Raw genomic sequence first — 15,206 nt, 5'->3', positions numbered from 1 at the left:
TGTATGTGATGAAGGAGATTGTAGAAATACTTTGCTTTCTCAGGTAATCAGAAATGCATTCGGTATTTTTATTTTTAAACGAGAATTTGTTTTTTATGTTTAAAAATAAAAATATTATTAATTATTTTGATTATTTAGGTGTTTTTACCTTGGTGATTTCCTGGGTCACGGCGCGGGTGATGACTTCTTCCAGGGTTTTATGCAAACCGGAACGTATTTCTGTTGATAAATTTGCCACGGCAATTTGCAAAACATCGGCCAGATTGTCCCTGATCCTGTGCTCGAGGACAAAATCGATGCGTGTCAGAACCTGGCGCAAGACATTTTCGCGCAGGCTTTGCTCCAGCGCTTGCCAGTCTTCTTCCACTTTACCTGGATAGTTATTGGCAGCCATTTCGTTGGCCAGTGGCGTCACACCCTCTGCGCCCGGTTGATCGGCTGCAGCTGCTGACTTGCCTGCGGGAGTGAGTAGTTCTTCCGGCTTGATGACCTCAGTCAAGACAGGAATGCTGGCGTCTATTTGATTATTCATTTTATTTCGCCACGGAATGGGTAAGGGTATGGCCTTGCTGCTGGTAGTGGCGATAGCGTTCGCGTCCGGCCAGTTTGTCTGCATCATCGGCAGAGATGACTTCTATCATGCGCTGAAACTGAGCAAAGTTGGCTGGCGTAGCAGAAGTCAGGTTGATCAGTAATTCGTAATGCGGACAAGCAGCATGCTCGTCGTGACTGAGTACGATAGGTGTCATGGCTGACAGTGGATCGCTGAGCATGACGTGCGGCAGGAAGTCAGCTTCAGTAAGCGTCCACAAGGCCTCATTCAGCCGCTGCAGATACGCACGGTCATGGTGGTATACCACCATCTTGCAGTTGGCTGCGTGGGCCTTGCGTATCAGGCGGCAAGAGTAATTCAGCTTGTCCGCTACATTACTGTGAAAATCTATACGTGTCATGCGAACTTAAAATTTAAAGCCATCATCCGGTTTTTTGGGCTGAGGAGCGGGAGCTTGCCTTGCCGCTTCCGGTGTTTTGGGTGCAACTGGTGGCGGCGGTGGGGACGCAGGTTCAGCAGCCGCGTAACGGTAATCCTTGGGCAGCTTGCTGGTGGCTGGGTAGCCAGCTTTGCTCAGAGCATCTTTCCAGTCATCCATGCTATAGCCACGGAATTTGACATTGGCAATCACCAGTAGTGGCAATTGCAAATCGCCACTGACCTGCTTCATTTTTTCCTGGTCCGCTGCGGTGTTAACGGTTTTTTCGGTGAATGGTATACCCATGCTTTTAAGCAGGCTGCGGCCATCATTACATGGTGAGCAGCCGTTGGCAGAGTAAAGAGTAACCGGGTTTTTTGCGACCACGATCGCCAGTTCAGAAGGCAGATTGCCACCTTCCAAAGTATCAGGCAGTTTTTTCTTCTCTACCTTTTGATTTGCCGGTGGTGGCTGATCGCTGTAGGTAACTTTGCCGTCCGGCCCGACCGATTTGTACATTTGTGCCTGCGCTGTTGCCACCATAAAAATGCTGGAAATTACGCTACAGATCAGGATCTTTTTATTGAATGTCATATTTTTCTCCTAAAGACTCAGGCACTCATGCCATTGTGACGCAACAAGGCATCGATGTTCGGTTCACGACCACGGAATGCCTTGAACGAAGCCAGGGCAGGGCGGGAACCACCAGCTTCCAGAACTTCGGTTTGAAATTTTTCGCCTACCGCCCGCGACAAGGTGCTGCCCGATTCAGTCGCATGTTCTTCAAATGCAGCATAAGCATCGGCTGATAAAACTTCCGCCCACTTATAACTATAATAGCCTGCTGCATAACCACCAGAAAAGATATGGCTGAACGAATGCTGGAAACGATTGAATTCTGGTGGCTGCATGACAGACACCTGAGCACGTACCGCCTGAACAATGTCTTGCACGCTTTGTGTACCATTGGGTTCAAAGGCATCATGCAAACGCATGTCAAACAGCGAAAATTCAACCTGGCGCAGGGTTTGCAAACCAGACTGGAAATTTTTGGCGGCAATCATCTTGTCATACAGTGCACGTGGTAATGCTGCACCAGTATCCACATGGGCAGTCATATGCTGCAACACATCCCATTCCCAGCAAAAATTTTCCATGAACTGTGAAGGCAATTCAACCGCATCCCACTCAACACCGGAAATGCCTGAGACAGACAAGTCATCCACCTTGGTCAGCAAATGGTGCAAGCCATGGCCAAATTCATGGAACAGGGTGATCACTTCATCATGACTGAACAGGGCAGGTTTTGCCACGCCATTCATGGTCACTGGCGCGCTGAAATTACAGGTCAGATAAGCAACTGGTGTTTGCACGCCATGTGCGGTCAATCTGCGGCCACGGGCATCGTCCATCCATGCACCGCCACGCTTGCCATTACGGGCATACAGGTCCAGATAAAACTGACCGACCAATGCACCATTTTTTTCAAGCCGGTAAAACTTGACATCCTTGTGCCAGGTGGTCGCCTGATCCGGTTTGATATCAACTGCAAACAGGGTCTGGATGACACGGAACAAGCCATCGACAACCTTGTGTTCAGGGAAGTATTCTTTTACTTCCTGTTCAGAAAAAGCATAGCGTTGCTGGCGCAATTTTTCGGATGCGTAGGCAGTATCCCAGGCCTGCATGTCGCTGATGCCCAGTTCACCGGCAGCAAAGGCACGCAATTCTGCCAGATCTTTTTCTGCATAAGGACGCGCGCGTTTTGCCAGGTCTTCCAGGAACTGATTAACCAGTGCGGGAGACTCAGCCATCTTGCTGACCAGAGATACTTCAGCAAAATTCTGGTAACCCAGCAGCGAGGCTTCTTCCTTGCGCAGACGTAACAGCTCCGCCATGATGTCGCTATTGTCCCACTCTGCTTTGCTGCCCAGTTCAGAGGCTTTGGTCGCATTTGCACGGTAAATGGTTTCGCGGATATGACGATTTTCTGCGTATTGTAATAACGGGAAATACGAAGGGAAGTGCAGGGTGAATTTATAGCCGGTTTTGCCATCGGTTTCTGCCGCTGATCTGGCTGCCTGCAAGACGTCTTCAGGCAAGCCTTTCAGCTCGGCGACATCTTCTATGAACAGGCCATAGTCATTGGTTGCATCCAGCAGGTTTTCAGAAAATTTGGTCGACAAGGCGGCCTGTTTTTCCTGAATTTCTGCATAGCGCAGTTTCTTGTTCTCTGCCAGTTCTGCACCACTTAACCGGAAGTCGCGTATGGCATTCTGGATGATGGTTTTCCTGGCCTGTGGCAGATAGTCAAATTCAGGTGCTTGCAGCAAGGCTTTATAGCCGGCAAACAAGGCCAGGTTCTGCCCCAGTTCTGTCCAGAACTCGGTGATGGCCGGTTGGTTCTCATTGTAGGCGGCACGCATTTCTGGCGTATCCACAACTGCATTCAGGTGACCGACTATTCCCCAGGCACGCCCCAGTTTTTCTGTGGCGTTTTCCAGTGGTTCAACGAAATTGTCCCAGCTAACCTGGCCAGTGTTTTTTTCGAGTTCAGCGATGACAGCACGATTCTCCTCCAGCAGGGCTGCAATGGCAGGGCCAACATGCTCGGCCCGGATATCGGCAAAACGTGGCAAATCACTAAAGTCCAGCAGAGGATTATCTTGAGTCATATTAAGTTCTTTCAGCAGCTTCTATGGTATTGACCAGTAACATGGTGATGGTCATGGGACCCACACCGCCTGGTACAGGCGTAATATAACCCGCAACTTCTTTACTTGGCAGATAATCAACGTCGCCGCACAGCTTGCCTTCATCGTCTCGGTTCATGCCTACGTCGATGACGACTGCGCCAGGCTTGATCATGTCTGCCGTGACGATATTGCGCTTGCCTGTCGCCACTACCAGAATGTCAGCATTGTGTGTATGCGCTGCCAGATCACGGGTCTTCGAATTACAGATGGTGACAGTAGCGCCCGCTTGCAAGAGCAACATGGCCTGTGGTTTGCCAACAATATTCGAGGCACCGACCACCACAGCATTAGCGCCACGCACAGGGAAATCAATGGATTCCAGCATCTTCATAACGCCATAAGGGGTGCATGGGCGGAACAGAGGCTGACCAGTCATCAGCAGACCAGCATTGCTGATATGGAAACCATCCACGTCTTTTTCTGCCGCGATGGCTTCAATGACCTTGTTGGCATTAATGTGAGCAGGCAGGGGCAATTGCACCAGGATGCCGTTGATCTTTGGATCATTATTCAAACGGGCAATGTGCTCAAGCAGAGCCTGCTCAGTCAAATTTGCATCATATTTTTCCAAAACCGAGTAAAAACCGCAGTCTTCGCAAGCCTTGACCTTGTTGCGCACATACACCTGCGACGCTGGATTTTCGCCAACCAGAATGACTGCCAGGCCTGGCTGCTTGCCAGCAGCGGTCAGTTTGGCGGCTCGTTGTGTTACATCGGCACGGATTTGTAGGGAAAGCTGGGTTCCACTGATAATTTGGGCAGTCATGACTTTATGTATTGAGCAGTAGTTAGAGGTAGGTAAACCAAGATTATAAAGGATGGCGGAGCATGGGCTCAGCTCTGCAGATTTAACGAATATTTTTTGTATTAATTTGCCATCTTTTCCCATAGATATTTAATTGTCTTTTAAATAAAAAATATCGACTTGAGATTACCCTTGTGTAAGTGATTTATTTCATTTGGTTATGGAATTGTATCGCTTTGTTGTTTTCTGTCCGCATTCTCTGCGTAGTGATTGACTTCAAAATTCAAGAATGGCTTCATACATATTGTGAAAATTAATTTTCAAAATATTTTTCATTGTGGCTGGTTTAGCCGCGATGTAACACAAGACACAAACCCCCTAGGAGAGAGATATGCTGAAGGAAAAGGTAATTTCAAGATCGCTGCGCGTGATGTTTTCTGGCGGCTTGATGATGACAGCCGGTATGCTGGCACAACCTGCATTTGCTCAGGATGACGCCAAAATACAGCGTGTAGAAGTAACTGGTACCAGTATCAAACGTGCAGAAGCTGAAACTGCATCGCCGATACAAATCATCAGCCGTGCGGATATCGACAAGGCTGGTAAAACAACCGTTGCTGAATACCTGCAAACCCTGACTTCCGATGGCGCGGGTTCTCTGCCAACCAGCTTCGGTAATGGTTTTGCTGCCGGTTCTACCGCTATCTCTCTGCGTGGCCTCGGTGCTACTTCCACACTGGTGTTGTTGAATGGCCGCCGTATGGCGCAGTTTGGCCGTGCCGATGACGGACAAAAAGCATTTACTGACATCTCCACTATCCCTATGGAAGTGGTTGAGCGTATCGAAATCCTGAAAGATGGCGCGTCTTCCATCTACGGTGCCGATGCGATCGCCGGTGTCGTCAATATCATCCTGAAAAAGAATTACGAAGGCGTAACCGTCAGCGCCAGCGCTGGTACTTCCGGTTCCCGCGATGCGAATCAGACAAAAGCTTCGATCACCGCAGGTTTTGGTAATCTGGAAAAAGACAAATACAACATCATCGTCAATGCCGAGGCATACAAGTCCAACGAGTTGATGAACAGCCAGCGTTATGACCGTGACTGGATCGGCACAGGCGACTGGCGTCGTTGGGGTTACCCTATGGTGACCGTAGGTTCTTTCACTTCCGGTTATATCGCCGGTAATAATAGCGCGCAACCAAATCCTGCAGGTTCCCTGCGTGATCCAAAAACATTGAATTATGTTTCCTTGCCAGGCTGCTCGACTTTGTCGACAACCAAGGTGCAGGATCCGGGCGGTGGCTGTCTCTGGTATGCAGATCAGTTCCGTACCATGCTGCCACAAATTGATGGCGTCAACCTGTTCACCCGTGGCACATTCCAGATCAATGATGATTTGCAAGCGTATGCTGAATTTGGCTATTCCCAGCGCAAGGCAGCGTTCACTGTAACGCCTCCTTCTACATCCGCCAACGTGTTCTTCCCTTCAAATCCAACCAATTTGAACGGTAACATCAACTACGGCAACACCATCCTGATGTCAGCTTCGCATCCGCAAAATCCGTACGGTGCTGATGTACGTCTGCGCTATTCCATGTTTGACGTAGGTGCTAACCGCCGTATTGCTGATAACTCCTTCTACCGCGCCGTTGCAGGTTTGAAAGGTACGATGGCTGGCTGGGATTTCGATACAGCTATTTTGCATTCTGAATCCAAGCTGCATCTGGACTACACCAATACCATCAACATGGCAGTATTGAAGTCTGCTCTGGGCGATCCTAAGAGCCCATACTTCCCATACTACATAGGTACTCAGGCCAGCAAAAACAATCCAGCTTTGTATGCAGCCATGGTCAAGACAGCGACTATCGATGCACCTACCAAGATGGACATCATCGACTTCAAGGCATCCCGTGAGCTGGTAGCTTTGCCGGGCGGTATGATGGGCCTGGCGGTTGGTGCTGAATATCGCCGTGAATCCTATGACATGCCTTCTCTGGACGGTAGCAAAGATGGTTCCATCAATGCCAGCTATGTAGCGGCAAAGGGTAATGAGACAGTATCTGCGATCTATGCAGAGTTGCTGGCTCCGGTCATCAAGTCTCTTGAATTGTCCGGCGCTCTGCGTTACGACAAATATTCTCACTTCAATTCCGTGACACCAAAAGTCGGTGCCAAATGGACGCCAGTGAAAACATTTGCCTTGCGCGGTACTTACTCTGAAGGCTTCCGTGCACCTAGCGCACCAGAATCCGGTACAGAAAGCTTCAGTGCTGGTACTGCTTCCGTCAGGGATCCGGTACGCTGCCCTAATGGCACACCACTGCCGGGTGCACAGTCTTCTGATTGCGCGGCCACTTTCACAGGCTTCAAAGTCGGCAATCCTAACCTGCAACCAGAAACATCCAAAGGTTACACTCTGGGCGTAGTCTGGGATCCGCTGCCAGACACCAGCTTCGCGATTGACGCATGGAAGATTCGCCGTAACAACGAAATCAACTCCATGTCCTTCCAGCAAGCAGCTGCCTTGCCAGGCGTATTGCGCCAGGATAACAACCTGACCATCAACGGCGTGGTGACACCAGGTACAGGTACTATCATCGGCGGTGCCGCTCCTTATGCCAACTCCAGCTACACTGAAGTCAAGGGTGTGGATCTGAACGCCAAACAGCGTTTCAACCTGGGTGAATACGGCAAGCTGACTGCTGACGTCAACTGGACACATGTTAATTCCTGGTTGCGTGTTGATGGCACCGTACAGCATCAATATGCCGGTACTCATGGTAACTGCGATACATCCAACTGCGCAGGTACACCAAAAGACAAAGTCAACTTTGTACTGGGCTGGGATAGAGGTCCATTGAACATCACTGGCGTTGTCAGCTATCGTGGTTCCATGAAAAACATCCCAGAAGAAGGCCAGCCTTGCGCCAACAAATTTGCTGACGGCACTGATGCGCCAGCAGGTTGCACACTGGCTTCCTTCACGACTCTGGATGTGTCTTTCCGCTACAAAGCAATGAAAAACCTGGAAATCTTTGGTTCCATCGCCAACCTGTTTGACAAGGTTGCACCGCTGGATCCTCTGACTTACGGCGCAATGGGCTTCAACCCTATGGACGGCAGCGGCGCAATCGGCCGTTACTTCAAAGTTGGCCTGAAATACCAATTCAAATAATAAGTAGTTGTAATAAGTAGTAGCGCTGATTAAGGCGATTGAGAGGGCGATGATTTATTCATCGCCCTTTTTTTATCCTTATGCCAAAACCGCCCCGCAAGTTACCAAAGTGCTGTAGTTTCAGATAGGCGTCACACCCACCCGTATCAGACAAGTCAACCTCGCAAACTGCGGGGACACGGCCTTGGATTTTAATTGGGGCGACTACTGAATTAAGTAGTGCTATTATTAACAAATCATATCTTGAATAAAAATGGAGATACATGTCTGCTAAAGCTGATGATTTGTATCGAACACATCAATCCCCAGTATGGCGTGCAGAAGCTAATTTTCTAATAATGGCTAGAGTCGATGACGATGGAGAGTCCCAAAAATGGGAGCAGCTATGGACCAAGAAAATTGATGAACATAAATTTGTTATATGTTGCATTCCCTTTTTTACCTGGGATATGGATTTGGGTGATGAAGTAGAAACTACAAATGACTATGTATTTACCCGCGTCCTAAGGCCATCGGGATATAAAACTCACCGTATCTGGTTTGGCAATTCTCTGGGCACGGATACGAACGAGGTAGCTCAGACTTTGCAGAATGTTGGCGCAGAAGTAGAGTGGTCTTCCAGGAATCTGCTTGCTGTTAGTGCAGCAAGTAAAGATATCAATTGCAATGTATTGAAATATTTGCTACATCAGCATAATCAACAACGGTTGATCTATGAGTCGGTAAGGCCCTGAAATGATTGGGATATTTTAAAGCGGTCTGAAATATCGATTCAAAGAATAAGGTTTGCACCGATTAAGATGATTGGGAGGGCGATGATTTATTCATCGCCCTTTTTTTGTTGTCTTTGGAAAAGCTTGCGATCAATTGCAACAACTTACTAGCCGATTGATAATCAAACAAGTATTGCAAGCAATAAGCGTGCTATTAATTTATTTCAAGGATTTTGCACTGCACACCAAGCGCTATGAGCTAAGTTTTAATAGAGAACTTATGAATAAAATAAAAGAATTTTTCAGTTTATTTGCTGCGTTGCGGCGTAAATTTCACATTATGAAATCATATATCGCTATTTGAAAAATTAAAAAGTCCTGTTAAAATACTTGCGAGAACAAAAAACTAGCCGTAATTTGTCGATTCGCCCCGCGCGTTTCACCCAAACGCGCACCAACAGGAGACCCCTTCTATGTCACCCCAGATAGACCAGGTGCTGGCCCAGGCCGCCAACGATCCCGATGTAGTTGAAACAAATGAGTGGCTGGATGCGCTTGAATCCGTCATAGAGGCCGAAGGCCCTGAACGTGCGCATTACCTGATGGAGCGCATGGTTGACCTGGCGCGTCGTCGTGGTGCCCATATCCCGTTTTCCAGCAATACTGCCTACGTGAATACCATTCCTGCTGACCAAGGCGAGCATTGCCCGGGTAACCTGGAAATTGAAGAGCGCCTGCGCTCTTATATGCGCTGGAATGCGATGGCCATGGTGGTCAAGGCTAACCGTGTTGATGGCGATCTTGGCGGCCATCTGTCCAGCTTTGCTTCGCTGGCGAATATGCTGGGCATAGGCTTCAATCATTTCTGGCATGCGCCGACGGAAGATCACGGTGGTGATTTGCTCTACATACAAGGCCATTCTTCCCCTGGTATTTATGCACGCGCTTTCCTTGAAGGTCGTTTGACTGAAGACCAGTTGCTGCATTTCCGTCGCGAAGTTGATGGCAAGGGCCTGTCTTCTTACCCGCATCCAAAACTGATGCCAGACTTCTGGCAATTCCCTACAGTCTCCATGGGCCTGGGCCCGTTGATGGCGATTTATCAGGCACGCTTCCTGAAGTATTTGCATGCACGCGGTATTGCGGACACTGAAAAACGTAAAGTATGGGCATTCTGTGGTGATGGTGAGATGGATGAACCAGAATCCATGGGCGCGATCGGCATGGCTGGGCGCGAACAGCTGGACAACCTGGTCATGGTCGTCAACTGTAACCTGCAACGTCTGGATGGCCCGGTACGTGGCAATGGCAAGATTATCCAGGAGCTGGAATCTGATTTCCGTGGCGCAGGCTGGAATGTCGTCAAAGTCATCTGGGGCAGCGGCTGGGATGAGTTGCTGGCGAAAGACAAAGACGGCATCCTGCAAAAAGTGATGATGGAAACCGTTGATGGCGAGTACCAGAACTACAAAGCCAAGGATGGTGCCTATGTACGCGCCAACTTCTTTGGCAAACATCCAAAATTGCTGGAAATGGTCAGCAAAATGTCGGATGACGACATCTGGCGTCTGACTCGTGGTGGGCATGATCCACACAAGATTTACGCAGCATTCAAAGTCGCCCAGGAAAACAAAGGACAGCCTACCGTCATCCTGGCGAAGAGTATCAAGGGCTTTGGCTTTGGCAAATCTGGCGAAGCACGCAACACTGCACACAATACCAAGAAGCTTGACGACGAAGCCATCAAGGCCATGCGTGACCGCTTCCAGTTGCCGATCGCTGATGCTGAATTGCCAGCTATCCCATTCTTCAAACCGGCTGACGACACGCCAGAAATGCAATATCTGCATGCGCGCCGTAAAGAGCTTGGTGGTTATTTGCCACAACGCCGTCAAAAAGCCGACGAGGCTTTGGTGGTGCCAGAACTGACAGCCTTCCAGGCCATGCTGGAACCAACGGCAGAAGGCCGTGAAATTTCCACGACTGCCGCTTATGTCCGTATCCTGACTGCCTTGCTGCGCGATGCCAGCCTGGGTCAGCGCGTGGTGCCTATCATGGTCGATGAATCGCGTACTTTTGGTATGGAAGGTCTGTTCCGCCAGATCGGTATTTTCAGCCAGGTGGGGCAGTTGTATGAACCGGTCGATAAAGACCAGGTCATGTACTACCGTGAAGACAAGGCCGGTCAGATTTTGCAAGAGGGTATCAATGAAGCCGGTGGTATGAGTTCATGGATCGCTGCGGCGACTTCCTACTCGACCAATAACCGCGTGATGATCCCGTTCTATACCTATTACTCGATGTTCGGTCTGCAACGTATTGGCGATCTGGCCTGGGCTGCTGGCGATATGCGTGCACGTGGCTTCCTGCTCGGCGGTACTGCCGGTCGTACGACACTGAATGGTGAAGGCTTGCAGCATGAAGATGGTCATAGCCATGTATTGGCATCCACCATCCCTAACTGTATTCCTTACGATCCGACCTTTGCGCATGAAGTAGCAGTCATCATGCATGATGGCCTGCGCCGCATGGTGACCGATCAGGAAGATGTGTTCTACTACATCACTCTGATGAATGAAAACTATAGCCACCCAGGTTTGAAAGCCGGTCAGGAAGAGGGCATCATCAAGGGTCTGTACCAATTGCAAAAATCCGAACAAACCACCAAGCATCGCGTGCAACTGATGGGCTCAGGCACTATCTTGCGCGAAGTGATAGCCGGTGCTGAGTTGCTGCAAAATGACTGGGGTATTGCTGCCGATGTCTGGTCTGCACCATCCTTCACCCTGCTGGCCCGTGATGGCCAGGATGCTGAACGCTGGAACATGCTGCACCCGACTGCAGAAGCACGCGTGCCTTATATCGCCCAGTGCCTGAAAGACACGGCTGGCCCTATCGTCGTCGCGACCGACTATATGCGCACCTTTGCTGAACAGGTACGTGCCTTTATACCGAAAAACCGTAGCTACAAGGTCTTGGGTACGGATGGTTTTGGCCGTTCTGATTCCCGCGCCAAATTGCGTGAATTCTTTGAAGTCAACCGTTACTTCGTGGTCATCGCTGCGTTGAAGACATTGGCTGATGAAGGTGCCTTGTCTGCATCTGTAGTGGCGCAGGCGATTGCCAAATACGGTATCAATGCAGATAAACCTAATCCGGTTACTGTGTAATTTTACGTCTGACACCCACTAACATTTCCTGCCTCTCTCATTTTCAGGGAGAGGCAGGATGAGCGTGAAGACAGGGTAAAACCTGGCTTCACCCCAACCGCCCTGTGACAGCGCAGGGCGACAATGGAGAAAACTATGAGTAGCGTAGAAGTCAAAGTACCGGATATTGGTGATTTCAAGGAAGTTGAAGTCATTGAGCTGATGGTCAAAGTCGGCGACACCATCAAGGTGGATCAGTCACTGATCACCGTAGAATCAGATAAAGCCAGCATGGAGATTCCATCCAGCCATGCCGGTGTAGTTACAGAAATTAAAGTCAAAGTGGGCGACAAGGTTGCTGAAGGTTCTCTGCTGGTCGTGGTTGATGCTGCGGCAAGTGCTGCAGCTCCAGCAGCGACACCTGCGGCTGTTCCGGCTGCATCACCAGCGCCAGTAGCTGCAACGCCAGCACCAGCGGCTCCGGCACCTGCAGCCTCCGCACCTGCTCCAGTTGCAGCGACGGCAGCACCTATAGCAACAGCCAGCGCAGGCAAGGCCCATGCTTCACCATCCATACGCAAATTTGCGCGTGAACTGGGTGTTGATCTGAGCCGCGTCGCCGGTTCCGGTCAAAAAGGCCGTATCACGCAAGAAGATGTACAAAACTTCGTCAAGGGCATCATGGCTGGCAGCACTGCTGTTGCTGCGGTTTCTGCTCCGGCAAAAAATGGTAGTGGCGTCGGTCTCGATGTATTGCCATGGCCATCGCTGGATTTCAGCAAGTTTGGTGCGACCACGACGTCACCTTTGTCACGCATCAAAAAACTCAGTGGCCCGAATCTGCACCGCAACTGGGTGATGATCCCGCATGTCACGCAATTTGATGAAGCAGATATCAGCGACCTCGAAGAGTTCCGTAAATCTTCGAATGAAGCCTTGGTCAAATCCGGCGTCAAACTGACGATGCTGGCTTTCGTCATCAAGGCCAGTGTTGCAGCGCTCAAAAAATTCCCGGCATTTAATTCTTCGCTCGATGCGACAGGTGAAAACCTGATCCTGAAGCAGTATTACAACGTCGGCTTTGCAGCAGATACGCCTAACGGCCTGGTCGTGCCTGTTGTTAAAAACGCAGACCAGAAAACCCTGTCGCAAATCGCTGTTGAAATGGGTGAGCTGTCAGCCCAGGCGCGCGATGGCAAGTTGAAACCTGCTGACATGCAGGGCGCAACCTTCACCATATCTTCACTCGGTGGTATCGGTGGCACGGCGTTCACGCCTATCATCAATGCGCCTGAAGTGGCGATCCTGGGCTTGTCCAAATCCAGTATCAAGCCGGTGTGGGATGGCAAGCAATTCCAGCCGCGCCTGATGCTGCCTTTGTCGTTGTCATATGACCATCGCGTCATTGATGGTGCCATGGCTGCCAAGTTCACCGCTTATCTGGCTGATGTATTGGCTGATCTGCGTAAAACCTTGCTGTGAACGGAGAACAGACTATGAGCACTATCGAAGTCAAAGTACCCGATATCGGTGATTTCAAGGAAGTTGAAGTCATAGAATTGCTGGTCAAGGTGGGCGATACCATCAAGGTTGATCAATCACTGGTCACTGTAGAATCCGACAAAGCCAGTATGGAAATCCCGTCCAGCCATGCCGGTGTCATCAAGGAATTGAAAGTCAAACTCGGTGACAAGATTGCCGAAGGCAGTTTGTTGCTGGTCATAGAAGCTGAAGGAGCTGCGGCAAGTGCAGCGCCTGCTCCGGCAGTTGCGACCGCTCCTGCGCCAACATCAGCACCCGCCGCCGCGCCTGCCGCAGCAGCACCTGCCGGGCCTGTCGGCATCGTCGAAGTCAAAGTCCCTGATATTGGTGATTTCAAGGAAGTTGAAGTCATCGAAGTCATGGTCAAGGTTGGCGACAGCATCAAGGTTGACCAGTCGCTGATCACCGTTGAATCTGACAAAGCCAGTATGGAAATTCCATCCAGCCATGCCGGTACTGTAAAAGAAATCAAGGTCAAGGTTGGTGACAAGGTTGCTGAAGGAAGCTTGCTGTTGCTGGTCGAAGCCGCAGGCCAGGCAGCGTCTGCTCCTGCTGTTGCCGCTCCAGCAGCAACTGCACCTGCTGCTGCTCCAGCTGTCCCTGCGCCAATCGCTTCCGGTTACACCGGCAAGGTCGATGTTGAATGCGACATGATGGTATTGGGCGCTGGCCCTGGCGGTTACTCCGCCGCCTTCCGTTCTGCTGATCTGGGCATGAATACGGTGCTGGTCGAGCGTTATTCTACGCTGGGCGGCGTTTGCCTGAATGTAGGCTGCATCCCATCCAAGGCACTGCTGCACGTGGCTGCCGTGATTGATGAAACTGCATCCATGGCAGCACATGGCGTGACATTTGCGAAGCCAGAAATCGATATCGACAAACTGCGCGGCTACAAGGAAAGCGTCATCAAGAAAATGACGACTGGCCTGAATGGCATGGCAAAAGCCCGCAAGGTCAATGTAGTGCAGGGTGTGGGCCAGTTCCTCAGCCCTAACCATATCGAAGTCACCGCGGCGGATGGCAGCAAGAAAACCGTGCAGTTTAAGCAGGCAATTATTGCCGCTGGCTCTTCTGTCGTGAACCTGCCTTTCGTACCCGCTGATCCACGCATTGTTGACAGCACAGGCGCGCTGGAATTGCGCCAGATACCAAAACGCATGCTGGTCATCGGTGGTGGCATCATCGGCCTGGAAATGGCAACTGTGTATTCCACCCTGGGTTCACGCATTGATGTCGTCGAAATGCTGGATGGCCTGATGCAGGGCGCAGATCGTGACATGGTCAAGGTTTGGCAAAAATTCAATGAAAAACGTTTTGACAACATCATGTTGAAGACCAAAACGGTTGCTGTTGAAGCGCTGCCAGAAGGCATCAAGGTCACATTTGAAGCGGCAGAAGCAGGCGGGACTGCACCGGCACCCCAAGTCTATGACCTGGTACTGGTGGCGGTAGGCCGCAGCCCCAACGGCAAGAAGATTGCCGCTGACAAGGCGGGTGTGGCAGTGACTGACCGTGGTTTCATCAATGTCGATAAACAAATGCGCACCAATGTGCCGCATATCTTTGCGATTGGTGATCTGGTTGGTCAACCCATGCTGGCACACAAGGCTGTGCATGAAGCCCATGTCGCTGCAGAAGCAGCTTCCGGTGAAAAAGCTTACTTCGATGCCAGTGTCATTCCATCAGTTGCCTACACCGACCCTGAAGTCGCATGGGTAGGTATGACAGAAGATGAAGCCAAGGCCAAAGGCGTCAAGCTTGAAAAAGGTCATTTCCCTTGGGCGGCGTCTGGCCGTGCAGTGGCCAATGGCCGTGATGAAGGCTTCACCAAGTTGCTGTTCGATGCAGAGACCAAGCGCATCGTCGGTGGCGGCATCGTTGGCACGCATGCCGGTGACATGATAGGCGAGATCGCCCTGGCTATAGAGATGGGCGCAGATGCGGTGGATATAGGCAAAACCATCCATCCTCATCCTACCCTGGGTGAATCGATAGGCATGGCGGCTGAAGTGTATAAAGGTGTCTGTACTGACTTGCCACCGCAGCGCAAGAAATAAGTGAATTTGCTGTAAAGATAGCCCTGATGCATAAAAAGCATCAGGGCTTTTTGTATTCATGGCCATTGAACTCTGGTTTTCTGAACTTGTTC

Annotated in this window: 10 protein-coding genes; 5 read left to right on the top strand and 5 right to left on the bottom strand. The window is 50.4% G+C overall.

Annotation, left to right across the window (positions count from 1 at the left end; genetic code table 11):
- Positions 1-130: 130 nt before the first annotated feature.
- From AC07OI_RS20075 to folD, 5 genes are read right to left on the bottom strand one after another with little or no spacing between them, the layout of a single operon-like run.
- On the bottom strand, positions 131-532 hold the full coding sequence (locus AC07OI_RS20075) for a DUF2486 family protein (RefSeq protein WP_492706702.1): 402 nt from the start codon (positions 530-532) through the stop codon (positions 131-133).
- Between the two features lies 1 nt (position 533).
- Complete coding sequence (locus AC07OI_RS20070) at positions 534-953, bottom strand: DNA polymerase III subunit chi (protein WP_495258484.1); 420 nt, start codon at positions 951-953, stop codon at positions 534-536.
- Between the two features lie 6 nt (positions 954-959).
- Positions 960-1,565 (bottom strand): DUF4124 domain-containing protein, encoded by a 606-nt coding sequence (locus tag AC07OI_RS20065; protein ID WP_495258483.1) that lies wholly within the window; start codon positions 1,563-1,565, stop codon positions 960-962.
- A gap of 17 nt (positions 1,566-1,582) precedes the next feature.
- Positions 1,583-3,646: a M3 family metallopeptidase gene (locus AC07OI_RS20060; protein WP_495258482.1), complete on the bottom strand. Its 2,064-nt coding sequence runs from the start codon at positions 3,644-3,646 to the stop codon at positions 1,583-1,585.
- Position 3,647: 1 nt separating this feature from the next.
- A complete protein-coding gene (gene folD / locus AC07OI_RS20055; protein ID WP_495258481.1) occupies positions 3,648-4,493 on the bottom strand; it encodes a bifunctional methylenetetrahydrofolate dehydrogenase/methenyltetrahydrofolate cyclohydrolase FolD in 846 nt (281 codons plus the stop codon).
- Positions 4,494-4,863: 370 nt separating this feature from the next.
- Here folD and AC07OI_RS20050 point away from each other — a divergent pair, with 370 nt between their 5' ends.
- The 5 genes from AC07OI_RS20050 to lpdA all read left to right on the top strand — a co-directional run bounded on the left by AC07OI_RS20050 (position 4,864) and on the right by lpdA (position 15,114).
- Positions 4,864-7,653 carry a TonB-dependent receptor gene (locus AC07OI_RS20050; protein WP_492706711.1) on the top strand — a complete coding sequence of 930 codons (2,790 nt, stop codon included), beginning with the start codon at positions 4,864-4,866 and terminating at the stop codon, positions 7,651-7,653.
- Between the two features lie 263 nt (positions 7,654-7,916).
- Positions 7,917-8,387 (top strand): DUF4265 domain-containing protein, encoded by a 471-nt coding sequence (locus tag AC07OI_RS20045; protein ID WP_492706713.1) that lies wholly within the window; start codon positions 7,917-7,919, stop codon positions 8,385-8,387.
- Between the two features lie 452 nt (positions 8,388-8,839).
- The gene (gene aceE / locus AC07OI_RS20040; RefSeq protein WP_495258480.1) at positions 8,840-11,536 is read left to right on the top strand and encodes a pyruvate dehydrogenase (acetyl-transferring), homodimeric type; all 2,697 of its coding nucleotides are present in this window, start codon (positions 8,840-8,842) and stop codon (positions 11,534-11,536) included.
- Positions 11,537-11,659: 123 nt separating this feature from the next.
- Complete coding sequence (gene aceF / locus AC07OI_RS20035) at positions 11,660-12,997, top strand: dihydrolipoyllysine-residue acetyltransferase (protein ID WP_495258479.1); 1,338 nt, start codon at positions 11,660-11,662, stop codon at positions 12,995-12,997.
- A gap of 14 nt (positions 12,998-13,011) precedes the next feature.
- Entirely contained in the window at positions 13,012-15,114 is a 2,103-nt protein-coding gene (gene lpdA / locus AC07OI_RS20030; RefSeq protein ID WP_495258478.1) for a dihydrolipoyl dehydrogenase, read from the top strand.
- The last annotated feature ends 92 nt before the right edge of the window (positions 15,115-15,206 follow it).

The organism is Undibacterium sp. GW821-FHT07F11 (genome assembly GCF_059418665.1).
The sequence above is the reverse complement of the archived record's forward strand: the minus strand, read 5'-3'. Positions and strand labels throughout refer to the sequence as shown.

What these genes read in the sequence shown, in the direction of transcription:
- aceF (WP_495258479.1), top strand. Translation starts at nt 11,660, where the DNA reads ATGGAGAAAACTATGAGTAGCGTAGAAGTCAAAGTACCGGATATTGGT.
- AC07OI_RS20075 (WP_492706702.1), bottom strand. Translation starts at nt 532, where the DNA reads ATGAATAATCAAATAGACGCCAGCATTCCTGTCTTGACTGAGGTCATC.
- AC07OI_RS20065 (WP_495258483.1), bottom strand. Translation starts at nt 1,565, where the DNA reads ATGACATTCAATAAAAAGATCCTGATCTGTAGCGTAATTTCCAGCATT.
- AC07OI_RS20045 (WP_492706713.1), top strand. Translation starts at nt 7,917, where the DNA reads ATGTCTGCTAAAGCTGATGATTTGTATCGAACACATCAATCCCCAGTA.
- folD (WP_495258481.1), bottom strand. Translation starts at nt 4,493, where the DNA reads ATGACTGCCCAAATTATCAGTGGAACCCAGCTTTCCCTACAAATCCGT.
- aceE (WP_495258480.1), top strand. Translation starts at nt 8,840, where the DNA reads ATGTCACCCCAGATAGACCAGGTGCTGGCCCAGGCCGCCAACGATCCC.
- AC07OI_RS20050 (WP_492706711.1), top strand. Translation starts at nt 4,864, where the DNA reads ATGCTGAAGGAAAAGGTAATTTCAAGATCGCTGCGCGTGATGTTTTCT.
- lpdA (WP_495258478.1), top strand. Translation starts at nt 13,012, where the DNA reads ATGAGCACTATCGAAGTCAAAGTACCCGATATCGGTGATTTCAAGGAA.
- AC07OI_RS20070 (WP_495258484.1), bottom strand. Translation starts at nt 953, where the DNA reads ATGACACGTATAGATTTTCACAGTAATGTAGCGGACAAGCTGAATTAC.
- AC07OI_RS20060 (WP_495258482.1), bottom strand. Translation starts at nt 3,646, where the DNA reads ATGACTCAAGATAATCCTCTGCTGGACTTTAGTGATTTGCCACGTTTT.